Here is an 18,368-nt window from a genome sequence, read left to right as displayed (position 1 = left end):
GGCAGGGCCAGCAACAAGTGGAACTCCATAATGAATGCGCTTTCCAGGTTACCCTCAGTCAGCCACCTGCTTGCCCATAGCCGCATTGAGTCCCTGATTGATAGCCATGGCCGCGCCGTCGTTACCGGACTGATTCGCGACCAGCTGGCTGGGGCCCGCGAAGCCGCCCGAAACGGGGCAGGGATTCCTGACGAGTCACTTCTGATCGATGGTGTTTGCACCGCCGCCGGGAAGCAGGCCTTACCCCGCCTGCGCCCGGTGTTCAACCTGACCGGAACCGTATTGCATACCAACCTTGGACGTGCGTCCCTGCCTGAAGAGGCCATCACCGCCCTGGTGGAGGCTGCCCGCAATCCCTGTGCGCTGGAATACGACATCGAACAGGGCGGGCGGGGTGATCGTGACGACGTTGTTGAACAACTGCTCTGTGAACTGACCGGCGCCGAGGCCGCCACCGTGGTCAACAACAATGCCGCTGCAGTGTTCCTGCTGCTCAACACCCTGGCGTACAAGAAAAAAGTGGTGGTTTCACGGGGTGAACTGGTGGAGATCGGTGGCGCCTTCCGGGTACCGGATATCATGAAGCGGGCCGGCGCCAAACTGAACGAAGTCGGCACCACCAACCGCACCCACCTCAAGGACTTCGCCGCTGCAATCCGTCCTCGTACCGGTATGCTGATGAAGGTGCACACCAGCAACTATGCCATCGAGGGCTTCACCCACGCTGTCCCGGAACGCGAACTTGCTGCCCTGGCCCATGAACACGAACTGCCATTTACGGTGGACCTGGGTTCAGGGACCCTGACTGACCTCGAACGGTGGGGATTGCCCCATGAGCCCACGCCACGCGAGAGCATTGAGGCGGGTGCCGACCTGGTCACCTTCTCTGGCGACAAGCTCCTCGGCGGTCCGCAGGTGGGCATGCTGGTGGGCCGCCGGGACCTGATCGCCCGGATCAAACAGAACCCCATCAAGCGGGCATTGCGGGTCGGCAAGCTGACCCTGGCCAGCCTGGAAGCGGTACTGCGCCTGTACCGTGACCCCGATCGGCTTTCACAACGCCTGACCACCCTGCAGCAGCTGACGCGGCCCGAGGCCGGGATTCGTGAAGCCGCTCAAAGGGTGTTACCCGCCCTGCAATCCGCGCTGGAAACGCTGGAAGTAGACGTGGAAATCGTTCCGCTGCGATCCCAGATCGGTTCGGGTTCGCTACCGGTGGATCGCCTGCCCTCTGCCGGCCTCGCAGTACGCCCGCGGGGGCGGAGCAGTGGTGTGCTCAACCGCCTTGAGGCCGGACTCCGCAGCCTGTCCAAACCGGTGGTGGGACGCATTGAGGAGGGAGCCCTGCTACTGGACCTGCGCTGCCTGCCACCCGAACAGGAAGCGGATTTCACGGCGCAGCTGGCGCAACTGGATTTACCTCCGACACCAACACGCTGAGCTCCGTACCATGCTGATAGGCACTGCCGGACACATTGACCACGGCAAAACCACCCTCGTCAAGGTGCTAACAGGTGTCGATGCGGACCGACTACCGGAAGAGAAAACCCGCGGCATCACCATCGACTTGGGCTACGCCTACACCCAGCTTCCGGACGGTTCGGTGCTGGGCTTCGTTGACGTGCCGGGGCATGAAAGGCTCATCCGCAACATGCTCGCCGGGTCAACCGCGATTGATTTCGCGCTCCTGGTCATTGCCGCCGATGACGGGCCAATGCCCCAGACCCGGGAACACCTGGAACTGCTTGATCTGCTGGACCGGACCGAGGGGGCCATCGCACTGACAAAAATCGATACCGTCACGCCAGAGCGACTTGAGCAGGTACAACTGGAAATCAGGGAATTACTGGCCAGCACAGGGCTCAGGGACGCCCCGGTTTTCCCCCTCTCCGGCCACACCGGCGAAGGCGTACCGGCTCTGCGGGCGTATCTCGAATCGGCCGCAACCAACCGGCCAGCGCCTCCATCCGGAGGCAGGTTCCGACTGGCCATCGACCGCCGCTTCACCATCAACGGCGTCGGCACAGTGGTGACCGGCACAGCCCACGCAGGCACCATAACCGTTGGCCAGACCGTCATGGTCTCACCCCCTGGTCTGACGGCACGGGTGCGAGGACTACATGTCCAGGACCGGAAAGCCGAGACCGGCCGCGCCGGTGACCGCTGCGCCGTGGCATTGAAAGGGGATTTCGATAAACAGGACATCGAGCGAGGCATGTGGCTAATCGACCCGTCACGGCATCTGCCGCTCACTCGATTCCAGGGCGAGCTGCGTGTTCCTGCCGGCCAGCAACCACTCAAACACATGCAGACCGTGCATGTGCACCTGGGTACCGATAATCTTGTAGGGCGTGTGGCACTATTGGATTGCAAGCATGTCGAACCGGGCGGCACCGCGCTGGCTGAAATTCTGCTGGAACGGGAAACCCTGGCCCTCCGGGGTGATCGTTTTATTCTGAGGGATGCAAGTGCACGACGCACGGTTGGCGGAGGCCGAGTGCTTGATATCTTTCCACCGACGCGACACAAGCGGACGGAAAAGCGCCTGGCGCTACTTGACCAGATGCGCCATGACGACCCGGCTGCCACACTGCAGGCCCTGGCTGAACAAGCAGCGGCTGGCATCGACCTGCAGCGTTTCGCCCTCGCATGGAACCTGTCAGATGGAGAAGCGGAAACCCTCTGGGAACACTCCGGAATAAAGGTGATCCGCGACCGGGACAGCACCACCGGCTTCACCCAGCCAGCCTGGATTGCGCTCAAGACCCGGTTGCTCGATACCCTTGCTGGCGAACACGAGAACAGCCCGGACATGATCGGTGTCGAACCTGACCGGCTGCGTCGGATGACCCTCGCCCCGCTAGCCCGAGCGCCCTTCGACGCCCTGTGCCACGAACTGCTTGCCCTCGGCCAGATCCTTCAAACCCGTGCCTGGCTGCACCTGCCAGCGCACCAGGCGAACGTCACCGAAGCAGATCAGGAGCAGTTCGCCCAGCTCAAACCCCTGCTGGACGAGCAGCCCTACAACCCGCCGCGCGTCAGGGACGTCGCCAACGCCACAGGCGTGCCAGAGCATGAGGTACGGCAACTGTTCAAACGCCTCGCCCGTGCCGGCGAACTCTATCCGGTCGCCCACGATCACTATTTCACTGCCGCCACCGTTGCCAGGCTGGCCGGAATCGTCCGCGAGCTTAACGAAGGCCATGGCGGCGCCCGTGCGGCAACCTTTCGTGATATCGTTTATCCTGACGGCAGTGGTGGTCGCAAGGTTGCTATTCGTATCCTCGAATTCTTCGATCGTGTTGGCTACACTCGGCGTGTCCGGGATGATCATGTGCTACGCGAGGACAGTGCTGCACCGCCATGGTCAGCGTAAAAAGTTAAAAGGAAGAGATCGTTCCCCGGTGGGGCGTCCGGTCTTCAAAACCGGGAGGGGCTGTCAAGCAGTCCCTGGTAGGTTCGACTCCTGCTCTCTTCCGCCAGATTCCCCTTCCAGCAACGTCACCCCTTTCAAGGAAGATGGCCCAGCGGCAATGGCGACTGGGATTTCACCGTCTGAATCGCAAAGTTACTGCGAATATCCCGGACACCGGGTAATTTCAGCAACGTGCCTGTCAGAAAGTTCTCATAGGCGCGCAGATCCGGCACAACAACCTGCAAGTGGAAATCGGACTGGCCAGATACCAGGTGCGCCATGACCACTTCCGGTAACCGGCTCACGGCTTCCCGAAACGCCTCGGCTTCCCTCTCTCCGTGCTTCTCCACTTTGATATCAACGAACACCGTCAGGTTCAGGCCGACTTGTTCTCGGTCCAGAACAGCACTGTAGCCACTGATCACGCCGGACTTCTCAAGCATGCGCACACGCCTTGAGCAGGGTGATGGTGACAGCCCGATATCCGCCGCCAGGTCGATATTGGCCATACGCCCTTCTGCCTGAAGGGACTCCAGAATTCTCCGATCGTAGCGGTCAAGCTTCATTATTGGCATCCTTCTTCAATTTATCGGACTTGATCAGTCATTCTAGCCAATATTTGCCTGATTCCCAGCGCATTTAGCAAACCTTCGCTACATCATCCGTTATACGATTCTGATTACCCCCACTCCAACCTGAAGGTGCTGACATGGGTGACCTGGTCCTGTTTTCTTTTACGCTGGTGGCCATCTACCTGACCCCCGGCCCCGACATGCTCCTGGTTCTCAGTACCAGCATGAATGGCGGAGCCAGGCAGGCCGTGGCAGTCAGCGCCGGGCTGGCCCTGGCCCGCGCCCTCCACGTACTACTCGCCGCGATTGGCCTCGCGGCCCTGCTGCAAACCACGCCCTGGGCCTATCACGTGATCAGGCTTGCCGGTGCAACCTACCTGCTCTACCTGGCCTGGCGTTTCCTGACCCTGGATGCCCCCACCATGCAAACTGTGGAAGCCGCACCGGAACCACCCCGCCGCCGATATCTGCGTTCATTCAGCCAGGGTACCCTGACCAACCTGCTGAACCCGAAGTCGCTGATTTTCTGTTCGGTCCTGCTGCCGCAGTTTGTCGAACCGGCACGGGATGTGACCGTCCAGTTCGCCACACTCGGACTGATCCTCGTCGTTATTGGTCTCGGGTTTGACCTGGTTTATTCGCTGATCGGCAAGGAGATTGCAGCGTTCACCGCTTCGCGGAAAGGCCTGCAGAAGATGCAGAATCGGGTTGTGGCCGGGCTACTGGCGCTGATCGGGTTGAAGGTGGGGCTGGCCTGATTCTGGCACCCTGGTTTACAGCCGCCTCGCGGTTCCCAGGCCTGGCGAGCGAAGCCCCCGCCCTCTCGCATCACAAAGAGGACGCAAACCCGCTTCTCATCCTCACGATAAAACGCCACACGGTATGCAGACAATACTGACTACCAGGGCAGTTCCGAGCCATCCCAGCTCAGGAAACGGCCGTTATCCTCTTCGCTTAACGCATCGAGTACATCAAGCAAATTGGCAGCCGTTTCATCGGCTGAATGGACTTTCAGTCTGGCCAGGGACTGCTTGAACGGTTCACTCAAAGCGGATTCCGTGGTACCCGGATGGAGGGACACACAGGCAAGCGGTTTGCAACGGCGCGGTAGCTCGATAGACAGGTTTCGCACCAGCATATTCAGTGCAGCCTTCGAGCTCCGGTAGGCGTACCAGCCACCGAACCCGTTGTCGGTGATCGATCCAACTTTCGCAGAAATGGCCGCAACCTGCTTGAACCGACCGTGTCGAAGCCATGGCAACAGCACTCTCGCAAGTAATGCGAATCCCGTGGCATTCACTGCAAATGCACGCGCCATGCTGTCAGCATCCAGATCTTCAAGACGCTTCTCCGGGAACATGTCCGGCCCATGGAGCACCCCCGCAGCATAAATAAAGGTATCGATGCCTTCATCCCTGGGCAGAAGCAACTCAAGCGCCCCTGCCACCGCCGTCGGTGATTCGCCATCCCCGGCGTCCCACGCCAGCACATCACTGCGGTTGCTGGCCTGGAGTGCCTCGGGCGCCCGGTCAGGGTCACGACATAATCCGATCACCCTAACCTGCGGATCCCGCTCAATCAGCCGGGTCGCAAGCGCGCCCCCGATCGCCCCCGAAACACCAGCTATTACAACTCGTTTCATATGCACCTCCTTCACAAGGAGGACATACGAAGAAACTACTCCGTGGAGATGAGGTCACACATGAAACCGCTGATGACCGTGTTCAGTTAACGCAGAAGGCAGCGGCGCACGCTAGCGCGTCCGGCGGAGGCCGAAGGTGGGAAATGGCGGAAGGGTATGGGAGTCGAACCCACCAGGCACGCGTTGCGCACCTCACCGGATTTGAAGTCCGGGCGCTCCACCGGGAAGCGATCCCCTTCCTTTGATCAGAGCCTGGCAGTGTAACCTTTTTCGTTTGTCGTTGAGAGCGTTACCGCGGCCCTTCGCCGGTAGGCCGGTTGCAGGCGGCGTTCCTCGTTGATGAAGGCGGTGACACCGGCGCGGTCCAGGTATTCGAGTACGCTGACGGTAAGACGGCGGCCGATGCCGGAACGGTCGCGGTAGGCGCGGGCGTCGAAGGCGCCGGTGGGTGCGCTTTCCGCCAGCTCCACGGCAATGGCAGCCAGTTCGGTGACGGTTTCTGGCCGATAGAAGCGGTTCGGTGCCACGGCGACAAGAAAACCCAACCGGTGCATGCGCTGCAGGAAGGTCAGCATGGCGTCCCGTTCAAGACCCATTGCCTCTGCCAGTTCGCCGACAATGGGCGGTTTCAGGCCGGTACCTTCCAGTTCAGCCATAACCTGGCCAAGCAGGCACTGGTCCGCCTCAGTCAGTTCTGGCTGATGGCCTGGCCGATGAAACCGGAAGCCATTACGGGCCATTTCACCGGCTGCCAGTAGCCGATGCAACAGTTCATGACGCAGCTCCGGTTGCAGTCGTATACCGGGCAGCCGGGTCAGCTCCGGCTCTGTGGGGCCGATCTGGTCCGGGTGGTTTTCGTGCCACTGGTCCAGCTGCTCCAGCACGCGGGTCTGCAAGGCGGCCCAGTGCCCGGGGGCAAAGCCGACGCGACCTGTAGTGGCCTGGATAATGACAGGCTCAAGGGCCGCAAGAGCCGGGTCCAATTGGTCTTCCGGCAGGTTCTCAGCGGCTGCTAACCGGTCGATGTCTATGCCTTCCGGGGACGCGTCGAGCCAGGCCTGCAGTCGAACCTGCCGGTGACCGGCTTGCAGGCCATTGGCCGGAGAAGACTGATTTTCCAGAAGTGTTCGCAGCAGCTGCACCCGTTTGGCGGTGGACCGCCCACGGCCCTGCCCGAACGGGTCCACCACCTGGCCGCCACCGATGGTGCGACTGAGGGGCGGGTCACGCAGGATCAGCCGGTCACCCACACAGGCCTGCACTGGCTGCTCCAGCATCAGCTGCGCCAGCATCGGGCGGTCGCCCTGGCCTTCGTCCAGTACCACCACCCGGGCACTTCTCACCGCTGCCCCCAGGTGTACCTGGAAGATACCCCGGTGGAGCCGGGTGTCCGGGAGCAGGGCCAGCGCCACATCCAGGCGATCCGTGGGATGGTGTAACCAGGGGGCGACCAGCCAGTCGCCCCGGTGGAGGCTGTTATCGCTGATGTCTCCGGCCAGGTTGATGGCGCATCGCTGGCCGGCGCCTACGCTTTCCACCGGCTCACCGTGCGCCTCAAGCCCGCGGACCCGGACCGGATGGCCCGCTGGCGACGCCATCAGGGTGTCCTCACTGGCCAGCGTCCCAGTCACCAGGGTGCCGGTGACCACGCAACCCCGCCCGGTTACCGAGAAACTGCGGTCGACCACAAACCGTGTGCCTGCCACCGGGCTGCTGGCTTTCTGTCCATGGACGCGAGCCTGCTCTGTCAGCCACGCTTTCAGTGGTGGAAGACCGTCTCCCGTCAGTCCGGACACCGGAAACACCGGGGCGGTCGCCAGTCCGGTATCCACCAGCAATGCCCGAACTTCTTGCGAAACCTCGGCCAGCCTGGAGGCATCCACCCGGTCTGCCCGGGTCAGGGCCACCAGGCCGGCGTCCACGCCCAGCAGATCGAGAATGGCCAGGTGCTCCCGGGTCTGGGGCATGGGGCCGTCATCGGCGGCGATCACCAGCATGACGGCATCCACCGCCGCTACGCCGGCCACCATGTTGCGGACAAACTTCCCATGACCAGGCACATCGACAAATCCGAGCCAGTGGCCCTGCTCTGTGCGGCTCCAGGCGAAGCCCAGGTCGATGGTCAGACCCCGGCGCTTTTCCTCCGCCAGCCGGTCCGTATCCTGCCCGGTCAGGGCATGGATCAGGGTGGTCTTGCCATGGTCTACATGTCCGGCGGTGGCGATGATCACAATGTCACCATTTCCGGCCCGGATCGGGCAATAAGGGGCGAGCATGACAGGTGCAAAGCCGTGCCCTCAGCAGTTTGGCCTGCAGCGGGGCCTTCATTGAGGGCCATTCTCGGGGGGACTTTCTGAAGGGTTGTCATGGACTCCGCCATCCCTGGCGGAACCAGGGACATCTACTCTGTATGTGTCAGTAGCCGGACGATCTCATCAAGGGCCTTATCCGCCAGCTTTCGCATCTCGTCATCGGTGCGATCCTGGATCGGGTGACCCACGAACACCATGGCCGGCTCGAAGCCCAGGGTTTTCGACTGGGCCGCTGCGGCCTGGATGAACTCGGTGGAGGCCACGCCTACGCCCGGAATATTGCGACCTTCCAGGTCTGCGATGTCATGTGTACAACACGACGTGCAGGAACCTCAGTCGGCCAGCCCTTCAACCACCAGGTCCACTTCACCGGCAATCTGTTGCTTCAGCTCGGTGGGTGCCACCCGGGTGAATGTGGGCTTGCGGTAGCGTTTGACGGTGACTTCCATCTCCGTCAGGCGCTCCTCGATGCGGTCGAGGAACACATCGCCCCTGGGCTTTGAGATGTCCAGCAGCCCGACGGTCTTGCCCGCCAGGCTTTCGGGCCGGGCCAGCCGGGCCCGTACCGCTGGTGACAACTCGCCCGTGGGGTCGAGCATCACACTTGCTTGGGTCATACCTTCACCTCTCTGGTTACAGGACTGGAACCGACCGGACCGGAGGCGGCCCAGCCGGCAATGACAGCCGAAAACAGGCCGGCGGTGCCGCCAGCCCGGACAATCAGTAAACCGCCGGGGCGGAACTTGGGTATGGTCTTGTCCCGGTACTGCTCCGGCAGGCCTTCGGCAATACCGCCGGCGCCGGCCACCATTTCCTCCCCGGGGAACTGGAGCAGGCGCTCCAGTTCTTCCAGCAGGCGGGCCTTGGTCCAGCCTGCTTCAATGAATACGCGACTGTGCTCCGGCGATACCACCAGTACGGCATCGCCAGCCATGGCCATTTTCGGGTGATCCACCGCCCGCAGGGCCAGGGCAAAGGATTTCGCCAGGGATTCCGGTGTGCGGGATTTCTGGTCGACGATGCCCTGCACGCCCTCCCCCGCGAACAGGGTGACGGCGGAATTTCCGGAAGGCACACCGCGCTCTTCCGCCAATGGCAGCCACTCGCTGTCTTCCGCTTCAGCAAAGCAGAAGGTGTACTTGCCCGGTGTACCGAGGGTGGCCCGGTCGATTTCGCCGGGGCGGCCACCGCCCACGTTGCGGACGATCAGCTGCAGGGCCCGGCCAATGGTGGCATTGGCCCGATTACCCTGCCCCAGGGCGTTACCGCCGGAATTCATGCCAATGGATTTGGCCACCGGGCCGTTCACAACAACCATCGGACCGGCAAACATGGTGGTGCACAGCAGGCCGTGGAGGCCGAATTCCTCGGTCAGGGCCGCTTCCAGGGCCGCCAGCACCACCGGCATGTATTCCGGCTTACAGCCGGCCATGACCGCGTTGATGGCCACCTTTTCCACGGTGCAGGGCGCAAGGTCCGGCGGTACCAGGCCGATTTCCTCTGACGGGTTTCTGTCAGTGCCCTTGAGCATCCTCAGCACCCGCTCGGGCGTGGGCGGTACCACCGGCAGGCCGTCGCTCCACCCTCGTTCATAGCAGGCTTCGATCAGGTCGTCGGCATCGGTTTCTATCTCGCGGGCATGGAGATGGATGTTGCCAAACTGCAGCTCCAGTTTCTCGGCAATGCCCGGCTCCAGGGTCTTCGAGCCGCAGCCCGGGCGCATCACCGGCAGGTCATCACCCAGCCCGGGGATGCCGGTGAGGCGCTGCCAGTCTTCCCGGTGCCAGCCATAGGCGCGTTCCACTTCCTCTCCGTTCTCGACACGGATCAGCGTGGGGACAAATTCGGTTTGCAGGCGAAAGGAGTGTTCCAGGGTGGAGTCATACTGTGCGCCACGGACCCCCGCCGCAAAGGCCGGATCGTCCTGGGAATACACGGTCAGGGGGCCGGCCCGCTGCTCGATATCCGCCAGCAGCGGTTCGATCAGCTGGCAGGTGGGGCAGTCGCGCTTGGCGACGACAATGAGGCCATCGGGTAATGGGGTCATGGTCTGGGTTCCGCCCGATTTTCGGGTCTTGTTGTGTGTCAGGGAATGACTGTCAGCATAGCAGGCCGGACGGAAAAATCGAGCGCTTGCCCGCTACTTATTCAGCCCGTGTCCAGGTGGATGTGCGGCCGAACAAGGGCGCACCCACATAGCCCCTCAGCTTGAGGGTGTTCTCGTCTTCCAGGGTGACCTTGGCGTTGTAGGTCTTGCCGCTTTCCGGGTCGTAGACCTTTCCGTCTTTCCAGGTTTCACCGTCACCGCTGTCCTCCAGGCCCCAGACAATTTTCAGGCCTTCAATGGTGCGGTCACGGAGTTCTGGCTCGGGGTTTTCAGCGTCGGTTTTGGGGTTGCCGTTATCGTCCAGAGGCTCTTCCAGTGAGACGATACGTCCGCAAAGGTTATCACCGCAGGTTTCCACCTGAACCCTGGCGCTACGGTCTTCGGTATTCCACAGGCCGGTGGGGTCGGCGTAGGCTTCGCGGACGGCCAGGAAGGACATGGCGACCGCCACGACGGTCAGAAGATTGAGTCTGGTTCCCATGGATCTTTCTCTTTTGTTGTTGTTTTACAGCGCCTCGGCGCAGTTCACCGAATCATAGCCATACTGCGCGATTCAGGCCAGAGCAAATTGCCGCAAACCCGGCGAATCGCACAGAGTCAGTCTCTCCCTGGCCCGGCGTTTATCGCAGGGAGGCCCGGACCACCGTGTTGGTGTCGGTGCCGAACCACAGGCTGCGGGTTTTCCCGTCGAACACCATATGGCGCACGGTACCGCCGCCGCTGGGGATGGTGGCCGGCTCCGAGAAGCTCTCCGATTCGGGATCAAAGCCGATTAACCGGTTGGGGCTGGGGCCGGTTTCTACGAACCAGGGCCGACCCTGATCGTCCAGCGCCATGGCGTAGGGGTAGGCGTCGACGCCTCCCGGCACCGGCCACTCCTGGATGTCGCCGCTATCGATGGTCAGCCGCCCCAGATACCCCTTGGCGTAGTCCACGTACCAGACCTGGCCGTCATCAGTGATGTCCAGTCGGCGGGGCCGGGCCCCTTCCCTGGGCAGGGTGATTTCGTGGATTTCGCCCCTGGCATCCACGGTGGCCAGCTTGTTGGTGCCGAACAGGGCTACCCAGGGGCGGCTGTCCTTGCTGACCACCAGCCCGTAGGGCCTGGCCCACTCGGTCTCCACGTCAAACATGCGATAGTCGTACTGGTCCACATCCAGCCAGCCGATACGATTGCCACCCTGCTCGGTAAAGAAGATATCGCCGTTGGCGTCAAAAGCCATGGTGTGGACGTCTTTCGGGCCTTCCCCTTCCAGCCTGAACTTGCGGATTTCGCCGTTTTCCGGGTCCAGCAGTCCGATATGCTCCGCCTGGTTGCCCGCGTAGAAAGCACCGCGCTCATCCGCAATCACGTTGTGGGGCCCGGTGCCCGGGTCCAGCCGGTAGCGTTTCAGGTCACCGGTTTCCGGGTTCAGGGTGGCCAAGTAGTCGCCGGCCTGGCCCACAAACCAGACGGTGTTCTCGCCGGGCCCCACCCAGGGGTCGCGGGGACGAGTGTTATCCCAGGGGATGTCCCATTCCTTGAGGTTCGGGGTGGCGGGGGCCTCGGCACTGGCCACCGGCACGGACAGCGCCAGGGTCAGGCTGGTCAGGGCGGCGGCAATGGACTTCATGGCAGTTCTCCTTGAACAGGCGTAGGGACTGTTCGACCAATATAGTACGACCGAGCGGCCTCAGGACAGTACCAGGGCCACCATGACAGGGATGTAAACCAGCGCAAACAGGGTGCTGAGCAGCGCCGTGCCCGCCGCCTGCCGGGGCGCCGTGTCCAGCAACGTGGCAATCACCACGGTGTTGGCGGCTATGGGGGTGATGGACAGCAGGAAGATGGCCTGGTGCACCGCCGTGTCGTAGATACCCAGCACCGCCGCATCGAGCCACCACAGCCCCAGGGCCACCAGTGGCCAGACCACGAACTTGCCGGCAAAGGCCAGGCCGGTGAAGCGGACGTTCCCCGCCAGCCCCCGGAAACCGAGAATGCCCATGCCAATGATCATCATGCCGAGGATGCTGTAGGCTCCCCGCAGGTTATCAAACAGCGGTGTCAGCACATCGGGAATACCGATGCCGGACAGGTTCAGCCATACGGCCAGAACAAAGGCGTACACCGACGGCAGGCGCGCCACCCGCACCAGGGCATCCCGGATGCTGTACCTGCCCCGGGCCGCCAGGTAGAAACCGACCGAATTCTCGAACAGTGTGGTGCCCAGCATGCAGACGATATAGATCGCCAGCCCCTGCTCGCCGAACAGCAACAACGCCACCGGGATACCGAAGTAGCCGGTATTTCCGGTGCCCACGGACAGCGGAATGATGTTGGCGCTGCCGTCAGTCAGCACGCGCCGGGCCACCCAGAGATGAGCAACCCCGATCAGCGAGCACAGGGCAAAGGTCAGCAGCGGGAGAACAATGACTTCCGGGGACAGGGGGGCCGCCATTACCCCGGAGAACACCACCGACGGCGTGACGATATACAGCATGATGCCGGCAATATGACGGCTGCTGGCCTGCAGGTAACGGCCGGCAATCCACCCCAGGGCGACAGTGATGTACAGGGGCATCAGTTTCAGCAGCAGGGTCAGGGCGGCGATCATGGCGTCTCCGGATCAGCGGATGGCCATTGTACTGTCACGGTGTCTGAATCGACAGGATGACCGGAAAGGTACGTTCTACTCGCCTTCCGGCCTGCCCTTTTCCGCCCGCAACTGGCGCACTTCTTCCTCCAGCGCACGACGGGCGGCGCGCTCCTTCATCAGCTGCAGGGTGCTGCTGGAGAGCTTTCCGTAGATTTCCAGAATCGCTTGCACCATGACCGAGGTGGTGCCCCCGAGGGTGCGGTCGGCATCGTCGGCGGCTTCCTCCAGGGAGTGACCGGTGCGGATGGAGAACGTCATCAGGGCCATGCGCCGGTCGGATTCGAGGATGTGGAATGCCAGCCAGCGGGTGAGGAAGTCGAACATTTCTGCCAGGGTGTTTTCATTCCCCGCCTCACGACGTTCCTGATAGTGGCGCACCTGCTCAAAAAAGTGCTCGTGGGCCTTGTGGTGGTTGGCCTCGATGCTGCTGCCCGCAAAGTACTGTTTCCAGATACCTTCCTCAGAACGGAAGTGGTAGTGGGTGTAATCCAGCAACTCGTCCAGCACGTCGCTGGCCTGCAGTTCATCTTCTTCGGCGGACAGGTGCCACGCCAGGCGATTGAGGATGGCCACCAGCCTGCGGTGCTGCTCGTCGATCTGCTCAATGCCGGTCTCGAACTGGCTGTTCCAGGGGAAGAGTTCGAAATCGGGCTGGTTGGGGGCCCTTGCGCTCATAACACTGCTACCTTTCGCGACAATGTTGCAACGATATCACGTGAGTCAACCCCACCCCTTGAGAAATGAAAATCCTGACGGGTCACTTCCGACTACAGTGAACCACGGTTCTCCGGGGCCAATCCAACATTTTCAACAAGACACGACCTACCCCTCTTGGGGTAGTCAGGTGGTTCATTAGTGGCGCTTCCGGCCAGGCTTGATAACCATCAAGTCAGGCACTTCTTTATGGAAATAACCTAGTGCTGTAGTCAGGCATTTAAAAAACAACCATGGAGAGAGCGCTATGGCCGAACGCTTTACCAAAAGCATGGCCAGGAACATCTATTTGGGAGGAAGTGTCTTCTTCATCCTGTTGTTCCTGGCCCTGACCCTGGACACCCAGGTGAGGGCGATGCCCGAACGGGACAACCGTGACCAGCTGACCGATCAGGTGGTTCGCGGCAAACATCTGTGGGAAGACAACAACTGCGTGGGGTGTCATTCCATCATGGGTGAAGGGGCCTACTTCGCCCCCGAACTGGGGAACGTATTCGATCGCCGTGGCGGTGGTGACACCGAGGTCTTCAAGTCATACATGAAGGCCTGGATGAACGCCATGCCCACCAACGTTCCCGGGCGTCGGCAAATGCCGAACTTCAATCTGACCGATGACGAGATTGAAGACCTGGCGGCGTTCCTGGAGTGGACCTCCAAGATCGACGACAACGACTGGCCACCCAATATCGAAGGCTGAGGGCACTGACATGAAATACGAATCACAAAGGGTAGCGATGCCCTACTTCATCTTTGCCCTGATCCTGTTTGCCGGCCAGATCGTGTTCGGCCTGATCCTGGGGCTCCAGTACGTTGTGGGTGACTTCCTGTTCCCGGAAATTCCCTTCAACGTGGCGCGGATGGTGCACACCAACCTGCTGATTGTCTGGCTGCTGTTCGGCTTTATGGGGGCGACTTACTACATGGTGCCCGAGGAATCCCAGACGGAACTGCACAGCCCGCTGCTGGCGTGGATTCTGTTCTGGGTATTCGCCGTTGCCGGCACCCTGACCATTCTGGGCTACCTGCTCGTGGACTATGCCCGGCTGGCGGAGCTGACCTTCAACGAATACTTCCCCACCATGGGGCGGGAATTCCTTGAACAGCCCACCATCACCAAATTCGGGATACTGCTGGTGGTCGGCGGCTTCCTTTATAACGTGATGATGACCGCCCTGAAAGGCCGCAAGACCGTGGTCAACATTGTGCTGATGACCGGTCTGGTTGGCCTGGCAGTACTGTGGCTGTTTGCTTTCTATAACCCAGGCAACCTCGCCACCGACAAATATTTCTGGTGGTTCGTCATTCACCTGTGGGTTGAAGGGGTGTGGGAACTGATCATGGGTGCCATTCTGGCCTATGTGCTGATCAAGCTCACGGGTGTTGACCGGGAAGTCATCGAGAAATGGCTGTACGTGATCGTTGCCATGGCACTGATTACCGGCATCATCGGCACCGGCCACCACTTCTTCTGGATCGGGCCGCCCGAGTACTGGCTGTGGCTGGGTTCCGTGTTCTCCGCACTGGAACCGCTGCCGTTCTTCATGATGGTGGTGTTCGCCTTCAACATGATCAACCGTCGCCGCCGCAACCACCCCAACAAGGCCGCCCTGCTGTGGGCCATGGGCACCACCGTGATGGCGTTCCTCGGGGCTGGCGTATGGGGCTTCCTGCACACCCTGGCACCGGTGAACTGGTATACCCACGGTAGCCAGATCACGGCGGCCCACGGTCACATGGCGTTCTACGGCGCCTACGTGATGATTGTGCTGACCATCATTTCCTATGCCGTGCCCATCATGCGGGGCCGACCCTACGGCAACAGCAACACGGCCCAGATCGTCGAAATGTGGGGCTTCTGGCTGATGACCATCTCCATGGTGTTCATCACCCTGTTCCTGACCGCAGCAGGTGTGCTCCAGGTCTGGCTGCAGCGCATTCCGGAAAGCGGAGACGCCCTGTCGTTCATGGCGGGCCAGGATCAGATCGCCATTTTCTACTGGATGCGGTTCGTGGCCGGTGCCTTCTTCATGGCTGGCCTGGTGGTGTACCTTGGCAGTTTCTTCATCAAGGGTGCCGCAAGCCCTGCCGAAGAAGTCCGGGGACCCGCCACCGCAGACGCCTGACCGGCAACTAACCGCCGGGGCCTTCGGGCCCCGGCCATTCCCTCACTATCCGGACCCGTGTTGTGCATGCGCAAACCGTCAACCGCAAGGACACTCTCCAGCAGAAGCGCCTGATTTCCCGCAGCGCCTTCTTTCTGCTGTTCCTGCTTGCGCCCGTGCTCAACCTCTTTCGCTACGACCTCACCGAAACCCGGTTTGTCGTGCTCGGCTTTCCCCTGTCGTTCAACCTGGACCTGGCCTGGGTAAGCCAGAGTACACCGACGGAAGTCGCTGGCCAGATCCTGCTCTGGTTCGTTCTGCCCATTCTTGTTCTGGTACCCCTGGTACTGTGGATTTCCTTCCGGTGGGGGCGCATCTACTGTGGCTGGTTGTGCCCGCACTTTTCCGTGGTCGAGACCATCAACGACCTGATGACCCGCATAACCGGCCGGCCCACGCTCTGGGAGGCCCTGAAGAAAGGCAATACTGGCAAGGCTTTACACTGGACAGGGCTGACCCTGGTATGCGCGCTGATCGGTTTCGCCTGGGCACTCGCCCTGCTTTCTTACCTGCTGCCGCCCATCCCGCTGTACACAGACCTGGTGACCGGCGAACTGAGCCGTTACCCCGCCATTTTCCTGGCGGTTGCGACGGCGGTGTTTACCTTCGATTTCCTGTTTGCCCGGCACCTCTTCTGCAAATACGGCTGCGCCTTCGGGCTGGTACAGAGCATTGCCTGGATGGCCAACGGTCGGGGGCCGGTGGTCACCTTTGATACCAGGCGGGCCGCTGCCTGCCGGGACTGCACAAAGGCCTGTGACGAGGCCTGCCCCATGCGGCTGCCCACCCGCAGCCACAAGCGGGCGAAGTTCTCCTGCACCCAGTGCCTGCAATGCGTCAGCGCCTGCCGCGAGGTGCAGAAGGACAACCCGGAGGGTTCTCTGCTGACCTGGGAGCCCGGCACCCCGGGGCGACAAACCGTACTGATACCAATGCGTCAGCTCGACACCACAGCAACGACACACCTGAACCGGGGGAGTTGATATGGAAGAGTGGGTAGGCTTCAAATGGCACGAATACATCACCCGCCAGGCGATGGGAGAATTCCCCGAGTACGCGGTTCATCTCAAGGATGAAGCCCGGACCCTTGGGCTGCTGTTCCGTGCCATGGGGGGTGACCCGGCCCTGAGCCTCGTGGTGGCCGAACCCCGCCATTTTCGTACCCGCCGCCGCTTACTGCAGAAACTGGCCGGCACCCACAGGAAATTCGAGTTGGCCTGGCGGGATGAGCAAAGCCTGCGCCTGCCGGACCGGCTGGCCCTGTTCCCCTCGAAACGGGTCAACCGGGACCTGTACCTGTGGCTCGCGGCCCTCGCGTCCCGGGGCGAGTGTACAGACGAAGACTGGCTGACCGGCAACCAGGCCATGGTGCAGACCCTGCTGGGCCGCTTTCCGGGACTGGAACCGGTGTATCAGCGGCTGGTTCGCCACACCCTGCAGTGGCGCCCGAACCCGGCCACCCTGCCCGCCGCCGAAAGTCGCCGGGAAAAGGCCATTCGCCAGGCCCTGATCCATCCCGGCAGCGTGGAAGCCCTGCCGGCGGCAGACTCCGACCCCTGGCCGGTGATTGTCTGGCTCTACCCCACCATGACCCCGGGCAAACTGACCGGCCAGATCATCGGTGATGACAACATGAGCTCGAAACCCGGCGGGCTGGAGAAAAAACGCAAGCGACGGCGGGCGGAACGGGTGGACGCCTTTGACAAGGACCAGGGGCTGATGCTGTTCCGGCTGGAGAGCCTGTTCTCCTGGAGTGAGTTCATTCCCGTCGACCGCGCCAGTGACGATACCGAAGAGGAAGACGCGGACTCGGTCGCGGATGACATGGACATGATCTCGGTCTCCAGCGACCGCCGGGAGGCCTCCTCCGCCATCAAGTTCGACCTGGACCTGCCTTCGGAGGAGAACGACGACCTGCACCTGGGCCCCGGCATTCACCTGCCGGAATGGGACTGGCGCAGCCAGGGCTACCGGGAAAAGTTCTGTTGCCTGCAGCCCATGCTGAGCAAGGACTCTGTTCCTTCCCCCCTGCCGGTCCACCTGAGTCGGTCCGCCATGCGCCTGCGACGTCAGTTCAGCGCCCTGAAGCCCCTGCGCCAGTGGGAACGTCGCCAGACCGAAGGGGAGGAGCTCGACCTGGACGCCTGCATGGAACGGGAAGTCCAGCAGCGCCGGGGTATCGGCGAAATCGACCAGAAACTCTTCCGTCGCTGCAAACAGAACCAGCGGGACCTGGCGTGCCTGATCCTGGCGGACATCTCCATGTCTACGGATACCTACATCAACAACAGCCAACGGGTGATCGACATTGCCCGGGACGGTCTGCAGCTGCTGAGCGAGGCCCTGCAGGCCAGCCGGGATCCGTTTGCCCTGTTCGCGTTCTCATCCCGGCGCCGGGACCATATCCGCTTCCACCACATCAAGGCCTTTGACGAACCCTACTGTGACATCAGCCGCGGCCGCATCCAGGCCCTGGAGCCGGGCTACTACACCCGAATGGGTGCTGCCATTCGCCAGGCCACCCGGCTGCTGCAGGGCCGCCATGAACACCAGAAAATCCTGCTGCTGCTCACCGATGGCAAACCCAACGACCTGGACCTGTACGAGGGCCGCTACGGGGTGGAAGACACCCGCATGGCGGTGCAGGAGGCCTACAGGGCGGGGCTGACCCCGTTCTGCGTCACCATCGACGACGACGCCAGCGAGTACCTGCCCTACGTGTTCGGCAGCAACAACTTCGTGGTCATAAAGGACCCGGTGCAGCTGCCGCTCCAACTGCCGAAACTCTACATGAACCTGACCCGATGA

16 protein-coding genes and 2 tRNA genes are annotated in these 18,368 nt (G+C 61.9%); 8 read left to right on the top strand and 10 right to left on the bottom strand.

Annotated features, from left to right (window positions below):
- The first annotated feature begins 30 nt into the window (after positions 1-30).
- The 3 genes from selA (at position 31) to ACESMZ_RS09695 (ending at position 3,482) form a co-directional block, all read left to right on the top strand.
- Positions 31-1,440, top strand: a complete 1,410-nt coding sequence (selA, locus tag ACESMZ_RS09705) for an L-seryl-tRNA(Sec) selenium transferase (RefSeq protein WP_372956560.1) — start codon at positions 31-33, stop codon at positions 1,438-1,440.
- A gap of 10 nt (positions 1,441-1,450) precedes the next feature.
- A complete protein-coding gene (gene selB, locus ACESMZ_RS09700; protein ID WP_372956559.1) occupies positions 1,451-3,376 on the top strand; it encodes a selenocysteine-specific translation elongation factor in 1,926 nt (641 codons plus the stop codon).
- 10 nt (positions 3,377-3,386) lie between these two features.
- A tRNA-Sec gene (locus ACESMZ_RS09695) sits at positions 3,387-3,482 on the top strand.
- A gap of 28 nt (positions 3,483-3,510) precedes the next feature.
- On the opposite strand, the gene ACESMZ_RS09690 is transcribed toward ACESMZ_RS09695, so the two are convergent.
- Positions 3,511-3,990 carry an Lrp/AsnC family transcriptional regulator gene (locus ACESMZ_RS09690; RefSeq protein WP_372956558.1) on the bottom strand — a complete coding sequence of 160 codons (480 nt, stop codon included), beginning with the start codon at positions 3,988-3,990 and terminating at the stop codon, positions 3,511-3,513.
- A 134-nt stretch (positions 3,991-4,124) separates the two neighbouring features.
- On the opposite strand from ACESMZ_RS09690, the gene ACESMZ_RS09685 reads away from it, so the two are divergent.
- The gene (locus tag ACESMZ_RS09685) at positions 4,125-4,745 is read left to right on the top strand and encodes a LysE family translocator (RefSeq protein ID WP_372956557.1); all 621 of its coding nucleotides are present in this window, start codon (positions 4,125-4,127) and stop codon (positions 4,743-4,745) included.
- Positions 4,746-4,885: 140 nt separating this feature from the next.
- Here the strand turns inward: ACESMZ_RS09685 and ACESMZ_RS09680 are convergent, their stop codons facing one another.
- The 9 genes from ACESMZ_RS09680 to ACESMZ_RS09640 form a co-directional block, all read right to left on the bottom strand.
- The gene (locus ACESMZ_RS09680; protein WP_372956556.1) at positions 4,886-5,629 is read right to left on the bottom strand and encodes an SDR family oxidoreductase; all 744 of its coding nucleotides are present in this window, start codon (positions 5,627-5,629) and stop codon (positions 4,886-4,888) included.
- Between the two features lie 144 nt (positions 5,630-5,773).
- Positions 5,774-5,869 (bottom strand) — tRNA-Sec (locus ACESMZ_RS09675).
- A gap of 5 nt (positions 5,870-5,874) precedes the next feature.
- Positions 5,875-7,860, bottom strand: coding sequence for a selenocysteine-specific translation elongation factor (gene selB, locus ACESMZ_RS09670; RefSeq protein WP_372956555.1), 1,986 nt, complete (start codon positions 7,858-7,860; stop codon positions 5,875-5,877).
- Positions 7,861-8,030: 170 nt separating this feature from the next.
- Entirely contained in the window at positions 8,031-8,558 is a 528-nt protein-coding gene (locus ACESMZ_RS09665) for a UGSC family (seleno)protein (RefSeq protein ID WP_372956554.1), read from the bottom strand.
- The gene (locus tag ACESMZ_RS09660; RefSeq protein WP_372956553.1) at positions 8,555-9,988 is read right to left on the bottom strand and encodes a thioredoxin family protein; all 1,434 of its coding nucleotides are present in this window, start codon (positions 9,986-9,988) and stop codon (positions 8,555-8,557) included. The genes ACESMZ_RS09665 and ACESMZ_RS09660 overlap by 4 nt, the downstream gene beginning before the upstream one ends.
- A gap of 97 nt (positions 9,989-10,085) precedes the next feature.
- The gene (locus tag ACESMZ_RS09655; protein ID WP_372956552.1) at positions 10,086-10,529 is read right to left on the bottom strand and encodes a DUF2147 domain-containing protein; all 444 of its coding nucleotides are present in this window, start codon (positions 10,527-10,529) and stop codon (positions 10,086-10,088) included.
- 139 nt (positions 10,530-10,668) lie between these two features.
- Positions 10,669-11,661 (bottom strand): hypothetical protein, encoded by a 993-nt coding sequence (locus ACESMZ_RS09650; protein ID WP_372972527.1) that lies wholly within the window; start codon positions 11,659-11,661, stop codon positions 10,669-10,671.
- A gap of 60 nt (positions 11,662-11,721) precedes the next feature.
- Positions 11,722-12,642 carry an AEC family transporter gene (locus ACESMZ_RS09645; protein ID WP_372956550.1) on the bottom strand — a complete coding sequence of 307 codons (921 nt, stop codon included), beginning with the start codon at positions 12,640-12,642 and terminating at the stop codon, positions 11,722-11,724.
- Positions 12,643-12,717: 75 nt separating this feature from the next.
- Positions 12,718-13,359, bottom strand: a complete 642-nt coding sequence (locus tag ACESMZ_RS09640; RefSeq protein ID WP_372956549.1) for a bacteriohemerythrin — start codon at positions 13,357-13,359, stop codon at positions 12,718-12,720.
- 286 nt (positions 13,360-13,645) lie between these two features.
- On the opposite strand from ACESMZ_RS09640, the gene ACESMZ_RS09635 reads away from it, so the two are divergent.
- From ACESMZ_RS09635 to ACESMZ_RS09620, 4 genes are all read left to right on the top strand, one after another.
- Positions 13,646-14,095 carry a c-type cytochrome gene (locus tag ACESMZ_RS09635; protein WP_372956548.1) on the top strand — a complete coding sequence of 150 codons (450 nt, stop codon included), beginning with the start codon at positions 13,646-13,648 and terminating at the stop codon, positions 14,093-14,095.
- 10 nt (positions 14,096-14,105) lie between these two features.
- The gene (locus ACESMZ_RS09630) at positions 14,106-15,521 is read left to right on the top strand and encodes a cbb3-type cytochrome c oxidase subunit I (protein WP_372956547.1); all 1,416 of its coding nucleotides are present in this window, start codon (positions 14,106-14,108) and stop codon (positions 15,519-15,521) included.
- A gap of 62 nt (positions 15,522-15,583) precedes the next feature.
- Positions 15,584-16,543: a 4Fe-4S binding protein gene (locus tag ACESMZ_RS09625; protein WP_372956546.1), complete on the top strand. Its 960-nt coding sequence runs from the start codon at positions 15,584-15,586 to the stop codon at positions 16,541-16,543.
- 1 nt (position 16,544) lies between these two features.
- Positions 16,545-18,368, top strand: a complete 1,824-nt coding sequence (locus ACESMZ_RS09620) for a nitric oxide reductase activation protein NorD (protein ID WP_372972526.1) — start codon at positions 16,545-16,547, stop codon at positions 18,366-18,368.

The sequence above is a fragment of the Marinobacter sp. genome (genome assembly GCF_041690615.1).
Taxonomy (GTDB): domain Bacteria; phylum Pseudomonadota; class Gammaproteobacteria; order Pseudomonadales; family Oleiphilaceae; genus Marinobacter.
This window is presented reverse-complemented; position numbering and strand designations above follow the sequence as displayed.

Excerpts from the sequence above, each read along its gene's own strand:
- ACESMZ_RS09690 (WP_372956558.1), bottom strand. The coding sequence starts at position 3,990 with ATGCCAATAATGAAGCTTGACCGCTACGATCGGAGAATTCTGGAGTCC.
- selA (WP_372956560.1), top strand. The coding sequence starts at position 31 with ATGAATGCGCTTTCCAGGTTACCCTCAGTCAGCCACCTGCTTGCCCAT.
- ACESMZ_RS09640 (WP_372956549.1), bottom strand. The coding sequence starts at position 13,359 with ATGAGCGCAAGGGCCCCCAACCAGCCCGATTTCGAACTCTTCCCCTGG.
- ACESMZ_RS09660 (WP_372956553.1), bottom strand. The coding sequence starts at position 9,988 with ATGACCCCATTACCCGATGGCCTCATTGTCGTCGCCAAGCGCGACTGC.
- ACESMZ_RS09685 (WP_372956557.1), top strand. The coding sequence starts at position 4,125 with ATGGGTGACCTGGTCCTGTTTTCTTTTACGCTGGTGGCCATCTACCTG.
- ACESMZ_RS09645 (WP_372956550.1), bottom strand. The coding sequence starts at position 12,642 with ATGATCGCCGCCCTGACCCTGCTGCTGAAACTGATGCCCCTGTACATC.
- selB (WP_372956559.1), top strand. The coding sequence starts at position 1,451 with ATGCTGATAGGCACTGCCGGACACATTGACCACGGCAAAACCACCCTC.
- ACESMZ_RS09635 (WP_372956548.1), top strand. The coding sequence starts at position 13,646 with ATGGCCGAACGCTTTACCAAAAGCATGGCCAGGAACATCTATTTGGGA.
- ACESMZ_RS09630 (WP_372956547.1), top strand. The coding sequence starts at position 14,106 with ATGAAATACGAATCACAAAGGGTAGCGATGCCCTACTTCATCTTTGCC.
- ACESMZ_RS09680 (WP_372956556.1), bottom strand. The coding sequence starts at position 5,629 with ATGAAACGAGTTGTAATAGCTGGTGTTTCGGGGGCGATCGGGGGCGCG.
- ACESMZ_RS09655 (WP_372956552.1), bottom strand. The coding sequence starts at position 10,529 with ATGGGAACCAGACTCAATCTTCTGACCGTCGTGGCGGTCGCCATGTCC.
- ACESMZ_RS09650 (WP_372972527.1), bottom strand. The coding sequence starts at position 11,661 with ATGAAGTCCATTGCCGCCGCCCTGACCAGCCTGACCCTGGCGCTGTCC.
- ACESMZ_RS09620 (WP_372972526.1), top strand. The coding sequence starts at position 16,545 with ATGGAAGAGTGGGTAGGCTTCAAATGGCACGAATACATCACCCGCCAG.